Source organism: Bradyrhizobium hereditatis (genome assembly GCF_020329435.1).
GTDB lineage: Bacteria > Pseudomonadota > Alphaproteobacteria > Rhizobiales > Xanthobacteraceae > Bradyrhizobium > Bradyrhizobium hereditatis.
The window spans coordinates 53740-71383 of the sequence record NZ_JAGKJK010000002.1 but is presented as its reverse complement, the minus strand read 5'-3'; the positions used below and the strand labels follow the sequence as shown (position 1 = coordinate 71383).

The following is a 17644-nucleotide window of genomic DNA, read 5'->3' as shown; positions in this document are numbered from 1 at the left end:
GGGTGGGGGTGTCTCCGCGAGTCACACTGTCCGTATGGAGAGAGTTTCCCCCACTCGGATCGCATCTTGCGATGCGATCCGACCTCCCCCGCAAGCGGGAGAGGTGAAGCAAGGCTGCGATAGGGCGACAGACGATGCAGGCATTTCTCGACATCTTCGACATCTATCTGCTCGAGGCCGTGGTCAACGGCATCCTGCTCGGCGGCGTGCTGGCGCTGCTGGCGCTCGGGCTCAACCTGATCTTCGGCGTCATCGACGTCACCTGGATCTGCTACGCCGAGCTCGTGATGATCGGCATGTACGGCATGTACTACATGGTCCAGGCGTTCGGCCTGCCGTACTGGGTCGCGGCTCCCATCGCGATCCTCCTGGTCGCCGGCCTCGGCGCGCTGTTGCATTACCTCGTCATCGAGCCGCTGCTCACAGCACCGCCGATCAACCAGTTGCTCGCGACCGGCGGCGTGCTGTTCATCCTGCAGAGCTTTGCCACCGTCGCCTTCGGCATCGACTTCCGCAATCTCGGCATTCGCCTGCCGGTGCTCGCGATCGGCGATATGCATTTCAGCTATTCGCGGCTGCTCGCCTTCGTCGCCGCCCTGATCGGCATGCTGGCAGTCTACTTCTTCATGACGCGCACCTATACCGGCACCGCGATCCGCGCCATCTCGCAGGACCGCCAGATCATGTCGCTAATGGGGGTGGATACCAAGCGCATCTATCTCATCACCTCCGCGCTCGGCGGCGCGCTCGCCGGCCTCGCGGCCTGCCTGCTGGTGCTGCAATATGACGTGCATCCCTTCGTCGGGCTGTCGTTCGGGCCCATCACCTTTCTGATCTGCGTCCTCGGCGGCCTTGGCAATTTCGTAGGTGGCTTCATCGCGGCGTTCGTGTTCGCCGAGATCATTTCGCTGGGCGGGCTGTTCGCCGACCTCGAATGGGGTTACGTGCTGGCCTTTGCCTTCTTCATCGTCATGATGTTCATCCGGCCTGCGGGCCTTTTGGCGAGGCGCTCGTGAATTCCCGTCATGCTGCCTGGGGCGTCGGCCTCGCCGCGCTGATCGCGCTGCCCTTCGTCTATCGTGACCCTTATCACCTGCACATCCTCGTGCTGATCCTGATCTGGTCGTTCGCCTATACCGCGTGGTCGATCATGGGTCGCTTCGGTCTGGTGTCGCTCGGCCATGGCGGCTTCATGGGCGTCGGCGCCTATGTCACCGCGCTGCTCTGGAATCATCTCGGCCTGTCGCCGTGGATCGGCATTCCCATCAGCATGGTGGCGGCGGGCGCGCTAGCGCTGGTTGTCGCCTATCCCTGCTTTCGCTTTCGCATCACCGGTCACTATTTCGTGCTGGTGACGCTGGCCCTGTCAGGCATCGTGCTGCAGGTCATCACGGCGACGCGCGACCACACCGGCGGCTCGCTCGGCTACACCCCGAACCGCGCGCCGAGCGGCCACGGGCTGATCGCGCTGCAGTTCGACGACAAGACGACGTGGTATCTGATCGCGCTCGCGGTCTGGGTGCTCGGCCTTCTGATCTGGCGCTGGGTCGATCACAGCATGAGCCGCTATGCCATGGAGGCGATCTCGGAGGACGAGGACGCAGCGGCTGCGGCCGGCGTCAACGTCACCGCCGAAAAGCTCAAGATCACGCTGATTTCGGCGCTAATGACCGCGCTCGCCGGCGCGCTGTACTGCCAGTACCAGATGTTCATCTCGCCCGACACCGTCAGCGGCATTGCGGTGTCGCTGCAGATGGTGTTCGCCGTCATCGTCGGCGGGCTCTACGTCTCGCTCGGCCCCACCGTCGGCGCCATCATCACCATTATGCTCGCCGAAATTCTGCGCATCAGTTTCGGCACCAAGGCGGTCGGCTGGGACAACCTCGTCTATGGCCTCTTGCTCGTCATCTTCATCATATTCCTTCCCAAGGGCATTCTTGGTAGCGTCCTCGACCGACTGAAGACGCAACCGAAGAAGCCCAAGACCACATGAACAAGAAATCCTCGCAGCCGCTCGCGGATGAACTGAAAGCCTATGTCGCCCCGTTCCGCTACGACGGCACAGGCGAGTTTCACCTGAAGTCGCACAAGACGAACGAGAAGGGCGGCCTGGACAAGGAACAGGCGACGAAGATCATCGAGGCCAATCGCGAGCGCCTCAACGATTTCCAGGAAAAGCTCTACGCGCAGGACCGCTGGTCGATGCTGCTGATCTTCCAGGGCATGGATGCTGCGGGAAAGGACAGTGCGATCAAGAGCGTGTTCGAAGGCGTCAATCCGCAGGGCTGCGAGGTCACGGCGTTCAAGCAGCCTACGATAAAAGAACTCGACCACGATTTCCTTTGGCGTAGCATGGTCGCGCTGCCCGAGCGCGGCCACATCGGAATCTTCAACCGCTCTTACTACGAGGAATGTCTGGTCGTGCGTGTGCACCCGGAGATTCTCGCCAGGCAAAAGATCCCGCCGCGGCTCGTGACGAAGGACATCTGGAGGGAGCGCTTCGAGGACATCTCGGCGATGGAGCGCTACCTCGCGCGCAACGGCACCGTGATCCTGAAGTTCTTTCTCAACGTCTCGAAGGAGGAACAGCGCGAGCGCTTCCTCGAGCGGCTGGAGGACCCCGCCAAGAACTGGAAGTTCTCGCTTGCCGATATCGGCGAGCGCAAGCTGTGGCCAAAGTACCAGGCCGCCTATCAGGATATGATCCACCATACCGCCTCGCGTGCCGCCCCCTGGATCGTGGTCCCCGCTGACCACAAATGGTTCGCCCGCGTCGTGATCGGCTCGTCCATCGTCGCAGCCCTTGAGGAACTCGATCTGCATTTTCCGAAAGTCGACAAGGCCGACCGCAGCGAGTTCGCCAAGGTCCGCGAGGCCTTGGAAGGCGAGGGGAAGAAGTAGGCCTGCGTGAGGTGAGCACTCCTCAGCCTCTCCCGCAAGGACCCGCAAGGGCGGAGGGAACCCCACCGCCGACGCATCCCTCACAGCGCGCAGGCGCGAAGCGCGCGGACTTCTTTGGAGGCAGCTTTCATCAGCGGCTTGGTTTGTTCAGCCTCGTGGCCGACGATGAAGCCTGACGCAAACGCGCGGGCGCGTCGATCTTGCGGGGGCGCGTTGAGGGCGGCATCTGCAGCCATCTTGCTGTCCGCAATGAAATCGTTGAGTGAGCCGAGAGCACCCTGGATCTTCTTCAAATGCCGAGAAAGGCGCGCGAGCTCCCTTTGCTCGCGCTTGCCGGGAAAGAGACTTTCAAAAAACTCGACCGCATACCTGACCTTCTTCACATTGATGCGAAGCTTGTGTCGCTCGTATGGTGACATCTCTTGCAGAGTCTTTCCGTCTTTCCTGATCTTCTTGACGCGGCGGCTCAGCAGGTTCGCGGCAAATTCGCCGACTTCCAGCGTCGCTTTTTTGCCACTGCCGTCTTGCGCCTCGATCCATTCGAGCAGGTCGACAAGCAGCGTTCGGCTGCGTCCGGAGTTCACAGCATTCCTTGCCCGATCGAGCGCTTCGTCGCGTCTACCGGCGAATTCTCGTTCAATGGCTCTGGCTCCTCGTCGGGGATTGATCTTGTGCGCCACGGGCTCGACTTTCTCCTGCAGGAAAACGTCGATTTCGCGTGCGGGCGCCAATTCCTTGGTGAGCCACTTGAGCTCTGCCTTGATGTGTTCGGTCTTCGCGCCACTCAGGATCTTGGAAAATAGCGAGATGGCCGCGCGCAGCCGGCGCAATCCCACTCTCATCTGGTGCACGCCTTCCGGATCGAGCTTGCGGACCGCATCGATGTTTCCAGAAAAGTGGCGGAGGGCGGAGTGGGCGATGGCCTTGAAGGCCTCTATCGCGGACATCTCCTCGTTCAGCTCGATCGGTTGGGCAAAAACCGGACGCTCGTCCTTGCTGTCGAGGAGGTCGTAGCCCCGTTCAGCTTTGCCTCTCAGATAGAGCTCGGCGGCCAGTTTTCGTTCGACGGCTCTTGCGACCTGGAATAGATCGCGTCGGCTTCCGCGCTTCAATTCGAGTTCGACCTCTTCGATGCGGCTTGACCGTCCTGCGGCGACGATCTTGCCACGATCGATGGCAAGTTCTATTTCGCTTCCTTTGCTGCGAACCGGAAAGGTGGTGCGGTGGACCGAGGTCTTGAAAATCGGCTTCAGCTTGCGTTGCAGCTTTTTTGAGGAGATTTCCCTAAGCGGCGTGCCGTCGGCCTTGCCGAGATCCGGGCTGCCGTCCGTTATTTCGCTTTCCCATTCCCCACGGCCGAAATTTTCCGAGGCCTTCTTGACCGTCTGGATATGTTTGCCGTTTGCTTGCCGAACCCGAAGCACCAGCCCATGCCGCCTCAACTTCCGTTTCCGCGTATCGAAATAGGTCGAGGTCAGATCACTCTCCGAGCCTTCGCCAATTCTGCTGCCGGGGACTTTCAGGCCCGCCAATGCCGAAAGATCGTGCCTCGGCAGCCGGAACTTGACCTCGGTTTCGACGCCCATCGTGTCCTCCTGTCGTGCTGGCGGAAATAACGCGAACGGGCGCCTTGCGGATGCCTGCGAAAACTAGGTCATATCTCCTGACCCTCTTTTGGCATTGCGGGCGGTCGCATTTCTCGTCTAGAACGGGCGCGGAACGCCCTCCCGGCAACGAACCGTCAATGGTTTTGGCCGAGGATTTCCGCGTCCAAAAGGGTCTGGCAATGCTGATTCGCAGCGAAAAGCACGGGGTTCGGGGGGGAGCGGCCAAGGCTGCCCCTGCAATCCCGGCTGCGTCCGCGCCCACCCTCCTTCTTGGCGGGATTCTGCTTCTTATCGGCCCCTGAGGGCCGTCTGGGCATTTGCGCCTGGGCACTCAGGGGTTCGCGCGAGATCACCAGACCCTTAAGCGCCATTTGAACCGGCGCTAATACCCAAAAGGAATTCAGAACATGACCACCGCCAGCAAGTCCGAGAAGGACCGCGTCATCATTTTCGACACCACGCTGCGTGACGGCGAGCAGTGCCCCGGCGCAACCATGACCTTCGAGGAAAAGCTCGAGGTCGCCGAGCTCTTGGACGACATGGGTGTCGACGTCATCGAGGCCGGCTTCCCGATCACCTCGGAAGGCGATTTCCAGGCGGTCAGCGAGATCGCCCGCCGCTCCAAGAACGCCGTCATCGCCGGCCTGTCACGGGCGCATCCGAAGGATATCGACCGCTGCGCCGAGGCGGTGAAGTTCGCAAAACGCGGCCGCGTCCACACCGTGATCGCGACCTCGCCGCTGCACATGCGGGTCAAATTGAACATGACCCCGGAGCAGGTGATTGATCTCTCGATCGCCAACGTCACCCGCGCCCGAAACCAGATCGACGACGTCGAATGGTCGGCCGAGGACGGCACCCGCAGCGAGATGGATTTCCTCTGCCGCATCGTCGAAGCCGTCATCAAGGCCGGCGCCACGACGGTGAACATCCCCGACACGGTCGGCTATACGGTGCCGGAGGAATACACCCACTTCATGAAGACGCTGATCGAGCGCGTGCCGAACTCCGATAAGGCGGTATTTTCGGTCCACTGCCATAACGACCTCGGCATGGCGGTGGCGAACTCGCTGGCCGGCGTCGTCGGCGGCGCGCGGCAGGTCGAGTGCACCATTAACGGCATCGGCGAGCGCGCCGGCAACGCCGCGCTCGAAGAGATCGTAATGGCGATCAACGTGCGCAACGACAAGTTTCCGTACTGGAACAAGATCGACACCACGCAGCTCACGCGCGCCTCGAAACTGGTCTCCGCGGCGACCTCGTTCCCGGTTCAGTACAACAAGGCGATCGTCGGCCGGAACGCCTTCGCCCATGAGAGCGGCATCCACCAGGACGGCGTGCTGAAGGACGCCTCGACCTACGAGATCATGCGTCCCGAGATGGTCGGCCTGAAGCAGTCCTCGCTGGTGCTCGGCAAGCATTCCGGCCGCCATGCCTTCGTGCACAAGCTGGAGGAGATGGGTTACAAGCTCGGCGCCAACCAGCTGGAAGACGCCTTCAACCGCATGAAGGCGCTCGCCGACCGCAAGAAGGACATCTACGACGAGGACATCGAGGCGCTGGTCGACGAGGAAATGGCGGCTTCGCACGACCGCATCAAGCTGACCTCGCTGACGGTGATCGCCGGCACTCATGGTCCGCAGCGCGCCACCATGAAGCTCGACGTCGAGGGCCAGACCAGGATCGAGGAAGCCGAGGGCAATGGTCCAGTCGATGCGGTATTCAACTGCATCAAGCGCCTGGTGCCGCATGAAGCGAAGCTGGAGCTGTACCAGGTCCACGCCGTAACCGAAGGCACCGACGCGCAGGCGGAAGTCACGGTGCGTCTCGCGCATGAGGGGCGCTCGATGAGCGCTCGTGCAGCGGATCCGGATACGCTGGTCGCCTCGGCAAAAGCCTATCTCGGCGCGCTGAACAAGATCGTCATGAAGCGCCAGCGCGATGTGCCGGCGCAGGCGGCGGGCTGATCGCTCCGCAACCTCCGTCATTCCGGGACGGTCCAAAGGACCGGGCCCGGAACTATCGGCGTGAAGCCAAGCCGGCGTCTTTCGGAACCCCTGCGCCGGCGAAGTGACTTTGGAGCACACGCTCGATCTGGTAGAGTCCACGGCAGCCAGGAGAGGAAGGCCGTGGACGAGCTGGAGCGCTGGCTAGTGCCGCTTGCCCTGGTGCAACTCGCACCCACGTTGCGGGCGAACGATATCGATCTCAATATCCTGCCTGAGCTGAATGAGGCGGACCTGGAGAAGCTCGGTTTCTCGCTCGGCCAACGCAAGAAGCTATTGAAAGCGGCCGCTTGCCTGCCAAGACCCTCAGCATCGGCAGACCCAAGCGCCGCGTCGGTGCCAAGCTTGAGCGCCGTCTCTTCGGCCGAACGGCGGCAGCTCACCGTGATGTTCTGCGACCTCGTCGGCTCGACCGCGCTATCGGCTGATCTTGACCCCGAAGACCTGCGTGAGGTGATTGGCGCCTATCACCGCTGCGTCGCCGAGACGGTATCCCGCTTCGACGGCTTCGTCGCGAAGTACATGGGCGATGGCGTACTGCTTTATTTCGGTTACCCGAAGGCGCACGAGGATGATGCCGAGCGCGCGGTGCGTGCCGGTTTGGCGCTGATCGACGCCGTCGACCAACTGAAAACATCCGAGCGTCTTCGTGTCCGCATCGGCATTGGGACGGGGCTGGTCGTGGTCGGCGATCTCATTGGCTCGGGCGAAGCACTGGAACGCGCCGTGGCGGGTGAGACCCCAACCTTGCGGCGCGTCTGCAAGCACTTGGCGAGCCGAACACCATTGTCGTCGGTCCCATGACGCGCCACCTCCTGGGCGATCTTTTCGAGTACCGCGATCTCGGAACGGTCGCGATGAAGGGCTTTCCGCAGCCCGTCCAGGCCTATCAGGTGCTTCGGTCGAGCGCCGTCGAGAGCCGGTTTGAAGCCTTCCATTCGGCCGGTCTAACCCCGCTGGTCGGCCGCGAGGAAGAGCTCGAACTGCCGCTGCGCCGGTGGCGGCGCGCCCGGCGGGAAGCATCTTGCGGGGCTGGGCGATCGCGGAGCGCGGACAGGCTGTGGAAGCGATCGCGGAAGCTCGCAGCGGTCTCGCCGCCGTCGAGACGACGAACGTGCGCATCCGTCGACCGTATTATCTCGCGCTGCTGGCTGAAGCTTCGGCGCGGGCCGGAGAAATCGAGCAAGGATTGACCGCGCTGGCCGAGGCTGCGGCCGCTGTTGAGCAGACTGGTGAACGGCGATGGGAAGCCGAAATCTATCGCTTGATCGGGGAACTGACGGTGGCAAGGCGAGGCAGCGACGGGATCGAAGTGGAAGCGTGCTTTCGGCGTGCGCTTGAAGTGGCGGGTCGCCAGAAAGCGAAGGCCCTGGAGCTGCGCGCCGCCACCAGCTTGGCCCGGGTCTGGCGTGATCAGGGCAAGCCGCAGCAGGCCCATGATCTGCTCGCGCCAGCCTATGGCTGGTTCACAGAAGGTTTCGACACGCCCGATCTGCGGGAAACCAGGGCGCTGCTTGATGCGCTCCGGTGACGCTCCTGTGACGTTTTCTCACCCGATGCCCGGTCTGGATACACCGCCCATCCGGCGACGACAGACAAGAATTTTCCGCCGGGCCGTAACCTTTGCCGCGGTTGCCTCGAACCTCCAGTCGTGAACCCCAGCGAAGCCCATGCTGCAGCGCACACGTAACATTTGCGGCCTCCAAAACGAAATTATGCAGATCAACAAGGAGAATGCCATGCTGACCCGCCGATTCATTCTTGGAGCCGCGCTCGCTGCCGGAACGCTCGCCGCTTCGCCGGCGTTCGCGGATAACGCGTTTGCGTTCGATGCCAAGGCCTTCGCTGCAGCCCAGAAAGCCGGCAAGCCAATTCTGATTGCAGTTCATGCGCCGTGGTGCCCGACTTGCAAAGCGCAGGCCCCGATCCTGAGTGATCTGAGGGCCGATCCAAGATTCAAGGATCTCGTCTATTTCGTCATCGATTTCGACAGCCAGAAGGATCTGCTCAATCGGTTCGGCGTCCGTGCGCAATCGACGCTGATTGCCTTCAAGGGCGACAAGGAAGCCGCCCGCTCGGTTGGCGATACCAGGCGGAATTCGATCTTCGCCATGGTCGGAAAAGCCATTTGACTTTGTTGACGAGCGCGCCGGCGAGGATGACTTGGGAATGGGAAAGCGGCGATGACGATCGGCAGTACGGCTTTGGCGTTTCTTGCGGGAATCGTTTCGATCCTCTCGCCTTGCGTGCTGCCGATAGTTCCAATCGTGCTGGCCGCCGCGGCATCGAGCCATCGTCAGGGACCTTTGGCGCTTGCTGCCGGGTTGTGCGTCTCGTTTGTCGGCATCGGATTATTTCTGGCGACGGCCGGTCACTCGATCGGATTGGATGGCGACCGGCTGCGCTACGTCGCGGCGACGCTGATCATGCTTGTTGGCATCGTGCTCGTCGCTCCGCGGTTACAGGCGCAGATCGCGGTTGCAGCAGGTCCGATCGGAAATTGGGCCGACAGCAGGCTGGCAACGAGCCGCGCAAACGGCGTTGCCGGACAGTTTTGGATCGGGGTCCTGCTGGGCGCCGTATGGAGCCCTTGCGTGGGGCCAACGCTTGGCGCAGCGTCGTTGCTGGCCGCCCAGGGCAGGGATCTTGGTCAGGTGGCACTGACAATGCTCGCGTTCGGTGTCGGTGCGGCACTGCCATTGGTGGGGTTGGGATGGCTTTCGCGGGAAACGATCGCGCGCTGGCGCGGCCGATTGCTGGCTGCGGGTAGCGGAATGAAATCTGCGCTCGGTCTTCTGCTACTCGTCGCAGGCGTGCTCGTCATCTCGGGAGCGGACAAAGCGCTCGAAGCCTTCCTGGTTGAAGTTTCTCCGGAATGGCTGACCAATGTGACGACGCGGTTCTAAAGCATGACTCGATCGCGACCACGAAGAAGGTGCGCTCCCTCTCCCGCTTGCGGGGGAGGGTTGGGGTGGGGGTGTCGCCGCGGGCGATACTGCCCGAGTGGAGAGAGCCCCCACCCGGCGCTTCGCGCCGACCTCCCCCGCGAGCGGGAGAGGTTGAAGCGCGTCTGCGGCCAAATTGATCTAACCAAAAATCATCATGCTCTAGAAATTGTGCCGGCAGGTTGCACGAAGGATAGCGGATTCAGGGCCGGATGGTGCGCATCGCCTAACGCGGCGTCGTTGCGCCCGGGCTTCCATCCTGGTCCGCGGCCAGTCCGCCGGTCCTGGCTAGCTTGGTTCGCGTCGCCTGATGGCGGGGGCGCGCTCGGAAACTACGTTATCCGAAATATCGAATACTCGATATGGCCGGTACCGAGCAGCCGGCCTGCCGCGATGAACAGGCTTTGATTCATCCACGCATATCGGGCGTCGCCGGTGTTGAAGGTCACGGACAGCCGCATGTACTGATCGTCCCAGTCGGTCGGCTCATTGGCCTCGGCGGCTCGCTTGAATGACGCCGTTTGTTCGACCAGCCCGATGTAGCTCATCAGCACCACGGCGCCATCATGGGTCAGGAATTGCGCGCGCACATTCGGCCGCCAAAAGCCGTCCTCGCTCACCTGCATCCAGTCGAGCCCGGTCGCGGCCAATTGGGCCTTGATCCGGGGACCACTCAGTTCGGCTTCAGCCACCTGCCAGTATTGCAGGGTCGCACGCGGCGAGCCGTATGTCGGACCCAGCGGATGGCTGGTCTTGACGCGATAGGTCATTTCCTTTTCGAGATGGATCATCGTGCTCCGCCTTCTGCCGGTGCGCGCTTCAAACCAAATTGCTGTGCGGGCATTTGTTCCGGGAGCATCGGTGCAGCTCTGGCACCTCGGGAGCCGGCGAGAGTCGTCGCGTGGCGAGGGACACATGAAATCGAACGGGCCTGGCTCGAGGGCGAGGCGCCGTGGATCAAGGCGCACCTGCGCCGTGCCCACCATCTATCATCAACCGCGCCGCTTGATGGTGGGCACGCTGGTCGCTTTACGCAACCTTCGTTCGACGACCGTTGCCGCTACTTCTGACTAGCGCGCGGCAACTGGACGGGAACGTGCGGCGAGGTGCTGATGACTCTCGGAGTTCCATCGGCATAGGCCGGGCTGAGCTCGGCCAGGCTGCGGATCGTTTCCAAAAGCAGAATATACTTTTCGGCGAGCATGGCATTTCCAGTTCTGCGCTGGTCTCGCCGCTGGTCTGGCGAGACGCAGGGGGATTCATCAGCCTGCCATGTTGCCAGACTTCTATTTCAGGACGTTTTCGAGAAATCAGAAAAATGGTTTCGTCAATCGGGTCGGGTGTTTCGTCAAGCCGCCCCGACGAAACAGAGATTACCGTTTCGTTAGTGACCGCCAATCCGAACTCACGTAGCTGCGATAGGGTAGGCACAGGAGCGCAAGCGACGTGCCCACCGTCCATCACCGATCGTGACTGTTAGATGGTGGGCACGCGGAGCCTGTCATCGGGCGCGCGTTCGCGCGACCTGTTGGCCTTGCCCACCCTACAGCTGCCGGCTTATTTGCTTTGCGCACAAGCGCGACTTGATGCGGCGGGCCGCGACCAAATGGCACGACAGCAAATCACTTCTGATTTTCAGAAATCGTGTCAAGTCCCGGAATCAAAAATATTCCGCTTCCGTTTTCACCCAAATCAGTCGCATAACTCCGCTCGTCTCACGGCAAGATGAGGGGCGGCGGCCAACGTCACGAACGCGCGGTGAGATGCGATGGACGCAGATGGCGCGAGAGACGTTGCGCGCCGGAAGCGTACGGCGAAGTCGTGTGGTCTGGACGCCGCGGTGCTGGCGTTAAGTTGCGCGGGAGTCCCTGCGTAGCGATGGTGGCAAAAGAGCCGTTCACCAGGGAGATCACGTATAAGCCGTAAAGCCATTGTGCAGGGAAGGCCGGAGTGTTTCCGCTGTACCTGTATGCTCGTGTGCGCTTCTTGCTATGCGCAACGGCACACGAGACCGCGGGTGCAGCCAGCACCCGGTCTTCCCTGCGCCCTCTGAATTCGGTGAGGGCAAGACGATGCAAACCTCGGGCGCGATGCGCCGCGAGAATGCGGCCTCGTATTCAGTTGTCATCGTCCACCTTGTGCGCAATTGCGCACTGGGGCGGACGATCCAGTTTCCAGAGACAGCAGTGATTGAACCGATAAGCCACGGCGTACCCCGCCTTAGCGGGGATGACAGTCGACCGTTGCGGCGCCGAAAGTGGAGCCTTTCGTATCGAGGAAATCAGCCATAGCGAAGGTTTATTGGACGCTGGCAGTACAGCTCCGGCACGATCCTGCGCCAAGCCGCGCGGGCCGAATTTTGCAGCGCAGCAAGATTGGCGGCGCCTGACCCTGCTAACGGGCAATGGCAATTGGGCTGGCTTGTCTGTATTGGTGCATTTGGCATGCAAGCTTCGGAGTCGCGCTCGCGCTCCGAAGAAAATAAGGGAGGAAACATGCGCAAGCTGATTTTGGCCGCGGCATCGATCGCGGCTCTCGCTCTGGTCGGACCCGCTGCGGCGCAATCGCCGATCGTGATCAAGTTCAGCCATGTGGTGGCGACCAATACGCCGAAGGGGCTGGCGGCCGAGAAGTTCAAGGAACTGGCCGAGAAGTACACCGAAGGCAAGGTCAAGGTCGAAGTCTATCCGAACTCGCAGCTTTACAAGGACAAGGAAGAGCTGGAGGCGCTGCAGTTAGGTGCGGTGCAGATGCTGGCGCCGTCGAACTCAAAGTTCGGCCCGATCGGGGTGAAGGAATTCGAGGTATTCGACCTGCCCTACATCCTTCCCGATCTGAAAACGCTGCGCAAAGTCACCGACGGCCCGCTCGGCGCCAGGCTTCTAAAACTGCTCGAACCGAAGGGCATGATCGGCCTTGCCTATTGGGACAACGGCTTCAAGCAGATGAGCGCGAACAAGAAGCTGATCTCGCCGGCCGACTACAAGGGCCTCAAATTCCGCATCCAGTCGTCAAAGGTGCTGGAAGCGCAGTTCCGTACACTCGGCGTGATCCCGCAGGTGATGGCATTCTCCGAAGTCTACCAGGCCCTGCAGACCGGCGTGGTCGACGGACAGGAGAACACCTGGTCGAACATCTACACCCAGAAAATGCATGAGGTGCAGAAGTACATGACCAACACCAACCACGGCTACATCGGTTACGTCGTGGTCACAAACAAGAAGTTCTGGGAAGGCCTGCCGGCGGATATCCGCGCACAATGCGAGAAGGCCATGAAGGAGGCCACCGCCTACGGCAACGGCCAGTCGGCGAAGGAAAACGACGACGCGCTCGCCGACATCAAGAAGAGCGGCAAGACCGAGATCATCTCGCTCACGCCGGAGCAGGACGCCGCCATGCGCAAGGCGATGGACCCGGTCTACAAGGATGTCGCCGGCCGCGTCGGTCAGCCGCTGATCGACGAGTTCCTGAAGGAGACGAGGGGCGCGACGAACTGAGTCGATGCTGATCGGGCTTCCGTGCCACGGCACGGAAGCCCTCGCATTTTCGGGGCGAGCGGCGATGAGCCGCGAAGGAATGGAAGGTGAGGGCCTCCGGGGTCCGGCCTAAAGGGGGGACATTGATACTGCTTCGCATCCTTGACCGGCTTGAGGAACTGCTGATTACGGTGCTGATCGCAGCCGCGACCCTGATCATCTTCGTCGCGGTGATGCATCGCTATCTGGTCGGCGTTCCCTTCCTCTACGACATCCTGTTTCCGATCAACCTGTCCTGGGCGCAGGAGGTCTGCATCTACATGTTCGTGTGGATGGCGAAGTTCGGCGCCGCCTATGGCGTGCGCACCGGCATCCATGTCGGCGTCGACGTGCTGGTGAACAAGCTCCGTCCTCCGATACGAAAGGGTACGATCCTTTTCGGCCTGCTGTGTGGTGCGCTGTTCACGGCGGTAGTCGGATCAATGGGCGCGAAGTTCGTCCATGGCCTCTACTACACCGACCAGGTCTCGCCCGACCTCGAACTGCCAATCTGGATCATCTATCTCTGTGTCCCGCTCGGGTCCTATTTGATGTGCTTCCGCTTCCTGCAGGTGGCCTGGAAATTCTGGCACACCGGCCATCTGCCGCATCACGACGAAACCCAGGTTGAGGGCGTCGAAATCGATGCGCCCGGGGTCGGCGCCGGGGGGATCGCCCGATGACCGCCGCGATCATCTTCGGCCTGCTCGTTGCGCTGATGCTGACGGGCATGCCGATCTCAATTGCGCTCGGCCTCACGGTGCTGACGTTCCTGTTCACCTTCACGTCGGTGCCGATCGAATCGGTGGCGCTAAAGCTGTTCACCGGCATCGAGAAGTTCGAGATCATGGCGATCCCGTTCTTCATCCTCGCCGGCAACTTCCTCACCCATGGCGGCGTGGCGCGAAGAATGATCGCGTTCGCGCGCACCATGATCGGCCATTGGCCCGGCGGCCTCGGCATTGCCGCCACAATGTCGGCGGCGCTGTTTTCGGCCGTGTCGGGATCGTCGCCCGCGACCGTGGTCGCCATCGGTTCGATCATGCTGCCTGCCATGTTGCAGGTCGGCTATCCCCGGCGCTTTGCCGCCGGCGTGATCGTCACTGGCGGCGCGCTCGGCAACCTGATTCCGCCGTCGATCATCATGGTGATCTATTCGGTCGCAACCAGCGGCGCCGTATATTTGGGCCCGAACGGCGAGAAAGTCGGCTCCGCCTCAGTCGGGCAGTTGTTCATGGCCGGGATGGTGCCGGGAATGATCCTGGCGATCATGCTGTCCTCGACCACGTGGTATCGCGCCTGGAAGAACAACATCCCGCGGGTCGAGAAGGCATCGTGGGGTGAGGCCATCAAAGCCTTCATGGACTCGATCTGGGGAATTTCCCTGATCGTCGTGGTGCTGGGCGGCATCTATGCCGGCTGGTTCACGCCGACGGAAGCCGCCGCGATGAGCGCGGTCTACGCCTTCCTGATCGAGATGTTCATCTACAAGGACCTGAAGTGGAAGGACGTGCCGAAGGTCCTGCTCGTCTCCGCGAACATGAGCGCGATGATCCTCTACATCGTCACCAACGCGGTGCTGTTCTCGTTCCTGATGACGAGCGAGCAGATCCCGCAGGCGATGTCCAACTGGATCACCGGCAGCGGCATCAACTGGATCACCTTCCTCTTGGTGGTGAACCTCTTGCTGCTGCTCGCAGGCAACGTGATGGAGCCGTCGTCGATCGTGCTGATCATGGCGCCGATCCTCTATCCGATCGCGGTCAAGCTCGGCATCGATCCCGTTCATTTCGGCATCATCATCGTAGTCAACATGGAGATCGGCATGTGCCATCCGCCGGTCGGGCTTAATCTCTATGTCGCCTCCGGCATCGCCAAGATGGGCATCACTGAGCTGTCGATCGCGGTGCTGCCGTGGCTGATTACGCTGCTGGTCTTCCTCGGCCTGATCACCTACATCCCGGAATTGTCGCTGTGGCTGCCGCGTGTGCTCGGAATGCTGTAGCTGGTCGCGCATTGCACTGGATCAAAGGGCGCCACATTACATGTTGGTAAGGGAAGTGCCCCTTGCCAAACGTTAAGTTGAAGACTGGCAGGGCCGGAGCCATCCTCAGGCAACCTTTCCAGAGGAGGTTCGCATGAGGAGTTTCGCCATCGCTGCGGTCGCGGTTCTTGCCATCGCCGGTTCGACCGCCGTCTACGCCCAGCACCGTCATTGGGGCTACGGCCATATGCGGATGAGCCCGGAGGACCGGGCGGCCTATGCCGACGCGCGCATCGCGGCCGTCCATGCCGGCCTCAAATTGACGGCCGAGCAGGAGAAGCTGTGGCCGCCGGTCGAGGCCGCGGTCAGGGAGTTCGCCAAGCTCAAGATCGATCGCGCCAATGCGCGCATGGGCGCGTCGCGGGACGATTCCAGCCAGAAGCCGGACGATCCGGTGTCGCGCCTGCGCGAGCGCGCCGACAACATGGCGGCCAGCGCGGCGGCCATGAAGAAGATCGCCGATGCGGCCGACCCGCTCTACAAGACGCTGGATGATAGCCAGAAGCGGCGGCTCGCTGTGCTGACCCGGATGGACCGGTTCGCCGGCCGGGACAGCTGGCACCACCGCCGGTTCGAGCGCGAAATGGGCCGGGACCGCGACTTTGACCGCCATCGCGGCTATGACCGCGACCGCTATGACCGGGATGGTGGCCCGGACCGGGGCGGCCACGAGCGGCTCTGAGGCGCCGCCGACCAAGGCCTGATCCGAACATTGGCAGAAGCCGCTGAAACCCAGCGGCTTTTTGCCGTTCGGGCGGTCCACCAAAGCCCGGGAAAACTTCCGCCGGCTTGCTGGACATCCCGGGATCGCTTTGCTAAACGACGCCCCTCGCAAGGGTTTTCCGGACCCAGCATCCGGGCGCATAGCTCAGTTGGTAGAGCAGCTGACTCTTAATCAGCGGGTCCCAGGTTCGAGCCCTGGTGCGCCCACCAAAGGAAAATCCTTATTTTCCAAGACCTTCGCGGAGTGGTCGTCGAGAACAAAATGGGTCTCGTGCGACGCTTTTTGTGGAAGGACGTGGCGCGGCCGGATTGCTTTGCAACTTTCCCTTTGTCTCTCTATCTTCACCCCATTCGATACAGCCCGCAGATCCGACGGTACAGGTCGATTACGTACTCGTCGTAGAATAGGACATCGGGGCGAGCAAAACGGACAATCTGTTCTGCTCGTCGCCACAGGGTACCGCTTGCTGTAGAATTAGAACCAGATTGTCCGGGGGACGATTCGTTCCCTCGTGACAACACGATTTTCTACCGGCTCGGCGCCGCAAACCTCGACCAGTCCGACCTCGAGATCGGCGAGGGCGGGCCAAGCGGTCGCGGGTCGAAACAAGTGAATGAGGAAACCGCCTCGGAAACCGATGAAGACATCCAAGACAAACTGAGTGCTGCCGCCCGGGAGGACGGCAGCAACTCCAACTTTCGGCACCTCCCGAATTCGTTCTGCTCGCCGGCGTGAGAAGAGCAAGGCTGGAGCGCCAACGGAGCCGGCCGTATCGTCAAATGTTGAGCCGAAGCCGGCAGAGGCGTCTCTTGGCTCCAGAAGCCCGCTTCAAAAGTGGCGGCTAATTGCGTGCGTCTTCTTCCTCTTTGTTGCGGGCTACTATCTCTCCGATCTCTTTCGGACCATCACGAGCTCAGTGTCGGGTCAGCTAATATCGGAGTTTGGGCTCGATGCCGCAGACATCGGTTTGCTTGCGTCGGTCTACTTCCTGTTCTTTGCGGCCGCTCAGATCCCCATAGGGGTGCTGCTGGATCGTTTTGGCCCGAGACGAGTTCAGGCGCGCTCCTGGTCATAGCGGCTGGAGGTGCAACGCTATTTGGCACAGCATCGGGGTTTGCGGAGCTTCTCGTTGCCCGCGCAACGATCGGACTTGGCGTCGCAGGTGCATTGATGGCGGGGTTAAAGGCCATCGTCGTCTGGTTTCCGAAGGAGCGCGTGGCGCTTGTCAACGGCTACATGATCATGCTCGGATCATTAGGGACTGCTACCGCAACGGCTCCGGCGGAATGGTTGCTGGATTGGATCGGCTGGCGAGGTCTGTTTGAAGTGCTGACGTTTGCGACGGTCGCAACAGCGGGACTCATTTATTTCATCGTGCCGGAACCTGCCGTGAGCTCAGCGAGCGCTCGTCAGGGGCTCACTCTCAGGGCTATCTATTCGGACTTGCGCTTCTGGCGCATTGCGCCCCTGTCGGCGACGCGCTTGTCCCTGGCATCAGGCGCAAGCGCGCAATCGCCGCTCACAATGCGGCCCAGCTCGCCGATATAGGACATGTAATGCTTTGCGGCGAGCGTAGGATTGATCGCTATCTGCTCGAACAGCTTTCCGGAAAAATCCCAGATCTCCTGCTCGCGGATGCCGACCAGGGGATTGGCGGCAAGCGTGTATTCAAGCGCCTGTTCGGCCGATGCCGGATTGCGCGATCTTCTCCGACACGGGGTGGGAGCCTCGGGCCGTCTACGCAATGCCCGCCAGGTCAGGCTCGATCCACGCGAACGCGCTCTTTACGTCCGGCGTCGTGTCATGGGACGGGTTACTTCTCGACGGACGGCACGAGCTGAGCCCGTGATCGTGGAAGGAAGAGCCGTGCGCGCAGCGCGCGAATTTTCAACTGAGGCCGAG

At 61.7% G+C, this 17644-nt stretch carries 17 protein-coding genes, 1 tRNA gene and 1 pseudogene; 15 read left to right on the top strand and 4 right to left on the bottom strand.

The genetic code is table 11. The annotated features are described in order from the left end of the window. The first annotated feature begins 134 nt into the window (after nt 1–134). The 3 genes and pseudogenes from J6524_RS05635 to J6524_RS05625 all read left to right on the top strand — a co-directional run bounded on the left by J6524_RS05635 (nt 135) and on the right by J6524_RS05625 (nt 2901). The gene (locus tag J6524_RS05635; RefSeq protein ID WP_225669390.1) at nt 135–1016 is read left to right on the top strand and encodes a branched-chain amino acid ABC transporter permease; all 882 of its coding nucleotides are present in this window, start codon (nt 135–137) and stop codon (nt 1014–1016) included. Beyond that, nucleotides 1013–2024 (top strand): annotated as a pseudogene (locus J6524_RS05630) (branched-chain amino acid ABC transporter permease). Before J6524_RS05635 ends, J6524_RS05630 begins: the two are co-directional and overlap by 4 nt. Next, a complete protein-coding gene (locus tag J6524_RS05625) occupies nt 1990–2901 on the top strand; it encodes a polyphosphate kinase 2 family protein (protein WP_225669389.1) in 912 nt (303 codons plus the stop codon). Before J6524_RS05630 ends, J6524_RS05625 begins: the two are co-directional and overlap by 35 nt. An 80-nt stretch (nt 2902–2981) precedes the next feature. Here J6524_RS05625 and J6524_RS05620 read toward each other — a convergent pair whose 3' ends face one another. After that, complete coding sequence (locus J6524_RS05620) at nt 2982–4487, bottom strand: CYTH and CHAD domain-containing protein (protein ID WP_225669388.1); 1506 nt, start codon at nt 4485–4487, stop codon at nt 2982–2984. 428 nt (nt 4488–4915) lie between these two features. Between J6524_RS05620 and J6524_RS05615 the strand changes: the two genes are divergently transcribed. The 5 genes from J6524_RS05615 to J6524_RS05595 all read left to right on the top strand — a co-directional run bounded on the left by J6524_RS05615 (nt 4916) and on the right by J6524_RS05595 (nt 9420). After that, complete coding sequence (locus J6524_RS05615) at nt 4916–6475, top strand: 2-isopropylmalate synthase (protein ID WP_225669387.1); 1560 nt, start codon at nt 4916–4918, stop codon at nt 6473–6475. A gap of 162 nt (nt 6476–6637) precedes the next feature. Next, nucleotides 6638–7318 carry an adenylate/guanylate cyclase domain-containing protein gene (locus J6524_RS05610; RefSeq protein ID WP_312002347.1) on the top strand — a complete coding sequence of 227 codons (681 nt, stop codon included), beginning with the start codon at nt 6638–6640 and terminating at the stop codon, nt 7316–7318. A 220-nt stretch (nt 7319–7538) separates the two neighbouring features. Continuing rightward, complete coding sequence (locus tag J6524_RS05605) at nt 7539–8045, top strand: hypothetical protein (RefSeq protein ID WP_225669385.1); 507 nt, start codon at nt 7539–7541, stop codon at nt 8043–8045. Between the two features lie 208 nt (nt 8046–8253). Next, on the top strand, nt 8254–8646 hold the full coding sequence (locus tag J6524_RS05600; protein WP_225669384.1) for a thioredoxin family protein: 393 nt from the start codon (nt 8254–8256) through the stop codon (nt 8644–8646). Between the two features lie 51 nt (nt 8647–8697). Continuing rightward, nucleotides 8698–9420, top strand: a complete 723-nt coding sequence (locus J6524_RS05595; protein ID WP_225669383.1) for a cytochrome c biogenesis CcdA family protein — start codon at nt 8698–8700, stop codon at nt 9418–9420. Nucleotides 9421–9791: 371 nt separating this feature from the next. On the opposite strand, the gene J6524_RS05590 is transcribed toward J6524_RS05595, so the two are convergent. Continuing rightward, a complete protein-coding gene (locus J6524_RS05590; RefSeq protein WP_225669382.1) occupies nt 9792–10250 on the bottom strand; it encodes a DUF3237 domain-containing protein in 459 nt (152 codons plus the stop codon). A 269-nt stretch (nt 10251–10519) separates the two neighbouring features. Then, on the bottom strand, nt 10520–10663 hold the full coding sequence (locus J6524_RS05585) for a hypothetical protein (protein ID WP_225669381.1): 144 nt from the start codon (nt 10661–10663) through the stop codon (nt 10520–10522). Between the two features lie 1291 nt (nt 10664–11954). Here J6524_RS05585 and J6524_RS05580 point away from each other — a divergent pair. The 7 genes from J6524_RS05580 to J6524_RS05555 all read left to right on the top strand — a co-directional run bounded on the left by J6524_RS05580 (nt 11955) and on the right by J6524_RS05555 (nt 17290). Next, entirely contained in the window at nt 11955–12956 is a 1002-nt protein-coding gene (locus J6524_RS05580; protein WP_225669380.1) for a TRAP transporter substrate-binding protein, read from the top strand. A 125-nt stretch (nt 12957–13081) separates the two neighbouring features. Then, nucleotides 13082–13657 carry a TRAP transporter small permease gene (locus J6524_RS05575; RefSeq protein WP_225669832.1) on the top strand — a complete coding sequence of 192 codons (576 nt, stop codon included), beginning with the start codon at nt 13082–13084 and terminating at the stop codon, nt 13655–13657. Then, a complete protein-coding gene (locus J6524_RS05570) occupies nt 13654–14979 on the top strand; it encodes a TRAP transporter large permease (protein ID WP_225669379.1) in 1326 nt (441 codons plus the stop codon). The genes J6524_RS05575 and J6524_RS05570 overlap by 4 nt, the downstream gene beginning before the upstream one ends. 133 nt (nt 14980–15112) lie before the next feature. After that, on the top strand, nt 15113–15700 hold the full coding sequence (locus tag J6524_RS05565; RefSeq protein ID WP_225669378.1) for a Spy/CpxP family protein refolding chaperone: 588 nt from the start codon (nt 15113–15115) through the stop codon (nt 15698–15700). Nucleotides 15701–15875: 175 nt separating this feature from the next. After that, nucleotides 15876–15951: transfer RNA gene (locus J6524_RS05560), tRNA-Lys, on the top strand. 452 nt (nt 15952–16403) lie between these two features. Further along, nucleotides 16404–16817, top strand: coding sequence for an MFS transporter (locus J6524_RS38210; protein ID WP_446479897.1), 414 nt, complete (start codon nt 16404–16406; stop codon nt 16815–16817). Next, entirely contained in the window at nt 16808–17290 is a 483-nt protein-coding gene (locus J6524_RS05555) for an MFS transporter (RefSeq protein WP_446479898.1), read from the top strand. Before J6524_RS38210 ends, J6524_RS05555 begins: the two co-directional genes overlap by 10 nt. Here J6524_RS05555 and J6524_RS05550 read toward each other — a convergent pair. Then, nucleotides 17176–17487, bottom strand: a complete 312-nt coding sequence (locus J6524_RS05550) for a hypothetical protein (RefSeq protein ID WP_225669856.1) — start codon at nt 17485–17487, stop codon at nt 17176–17178. The two genes, J6524_RS05555 and J6524_RS05550, sit on opposite strands and share 115 nt — an antisense overlap. Between the last annotated feature and the right edge of the window lie 157 nt (nt 17488–17644).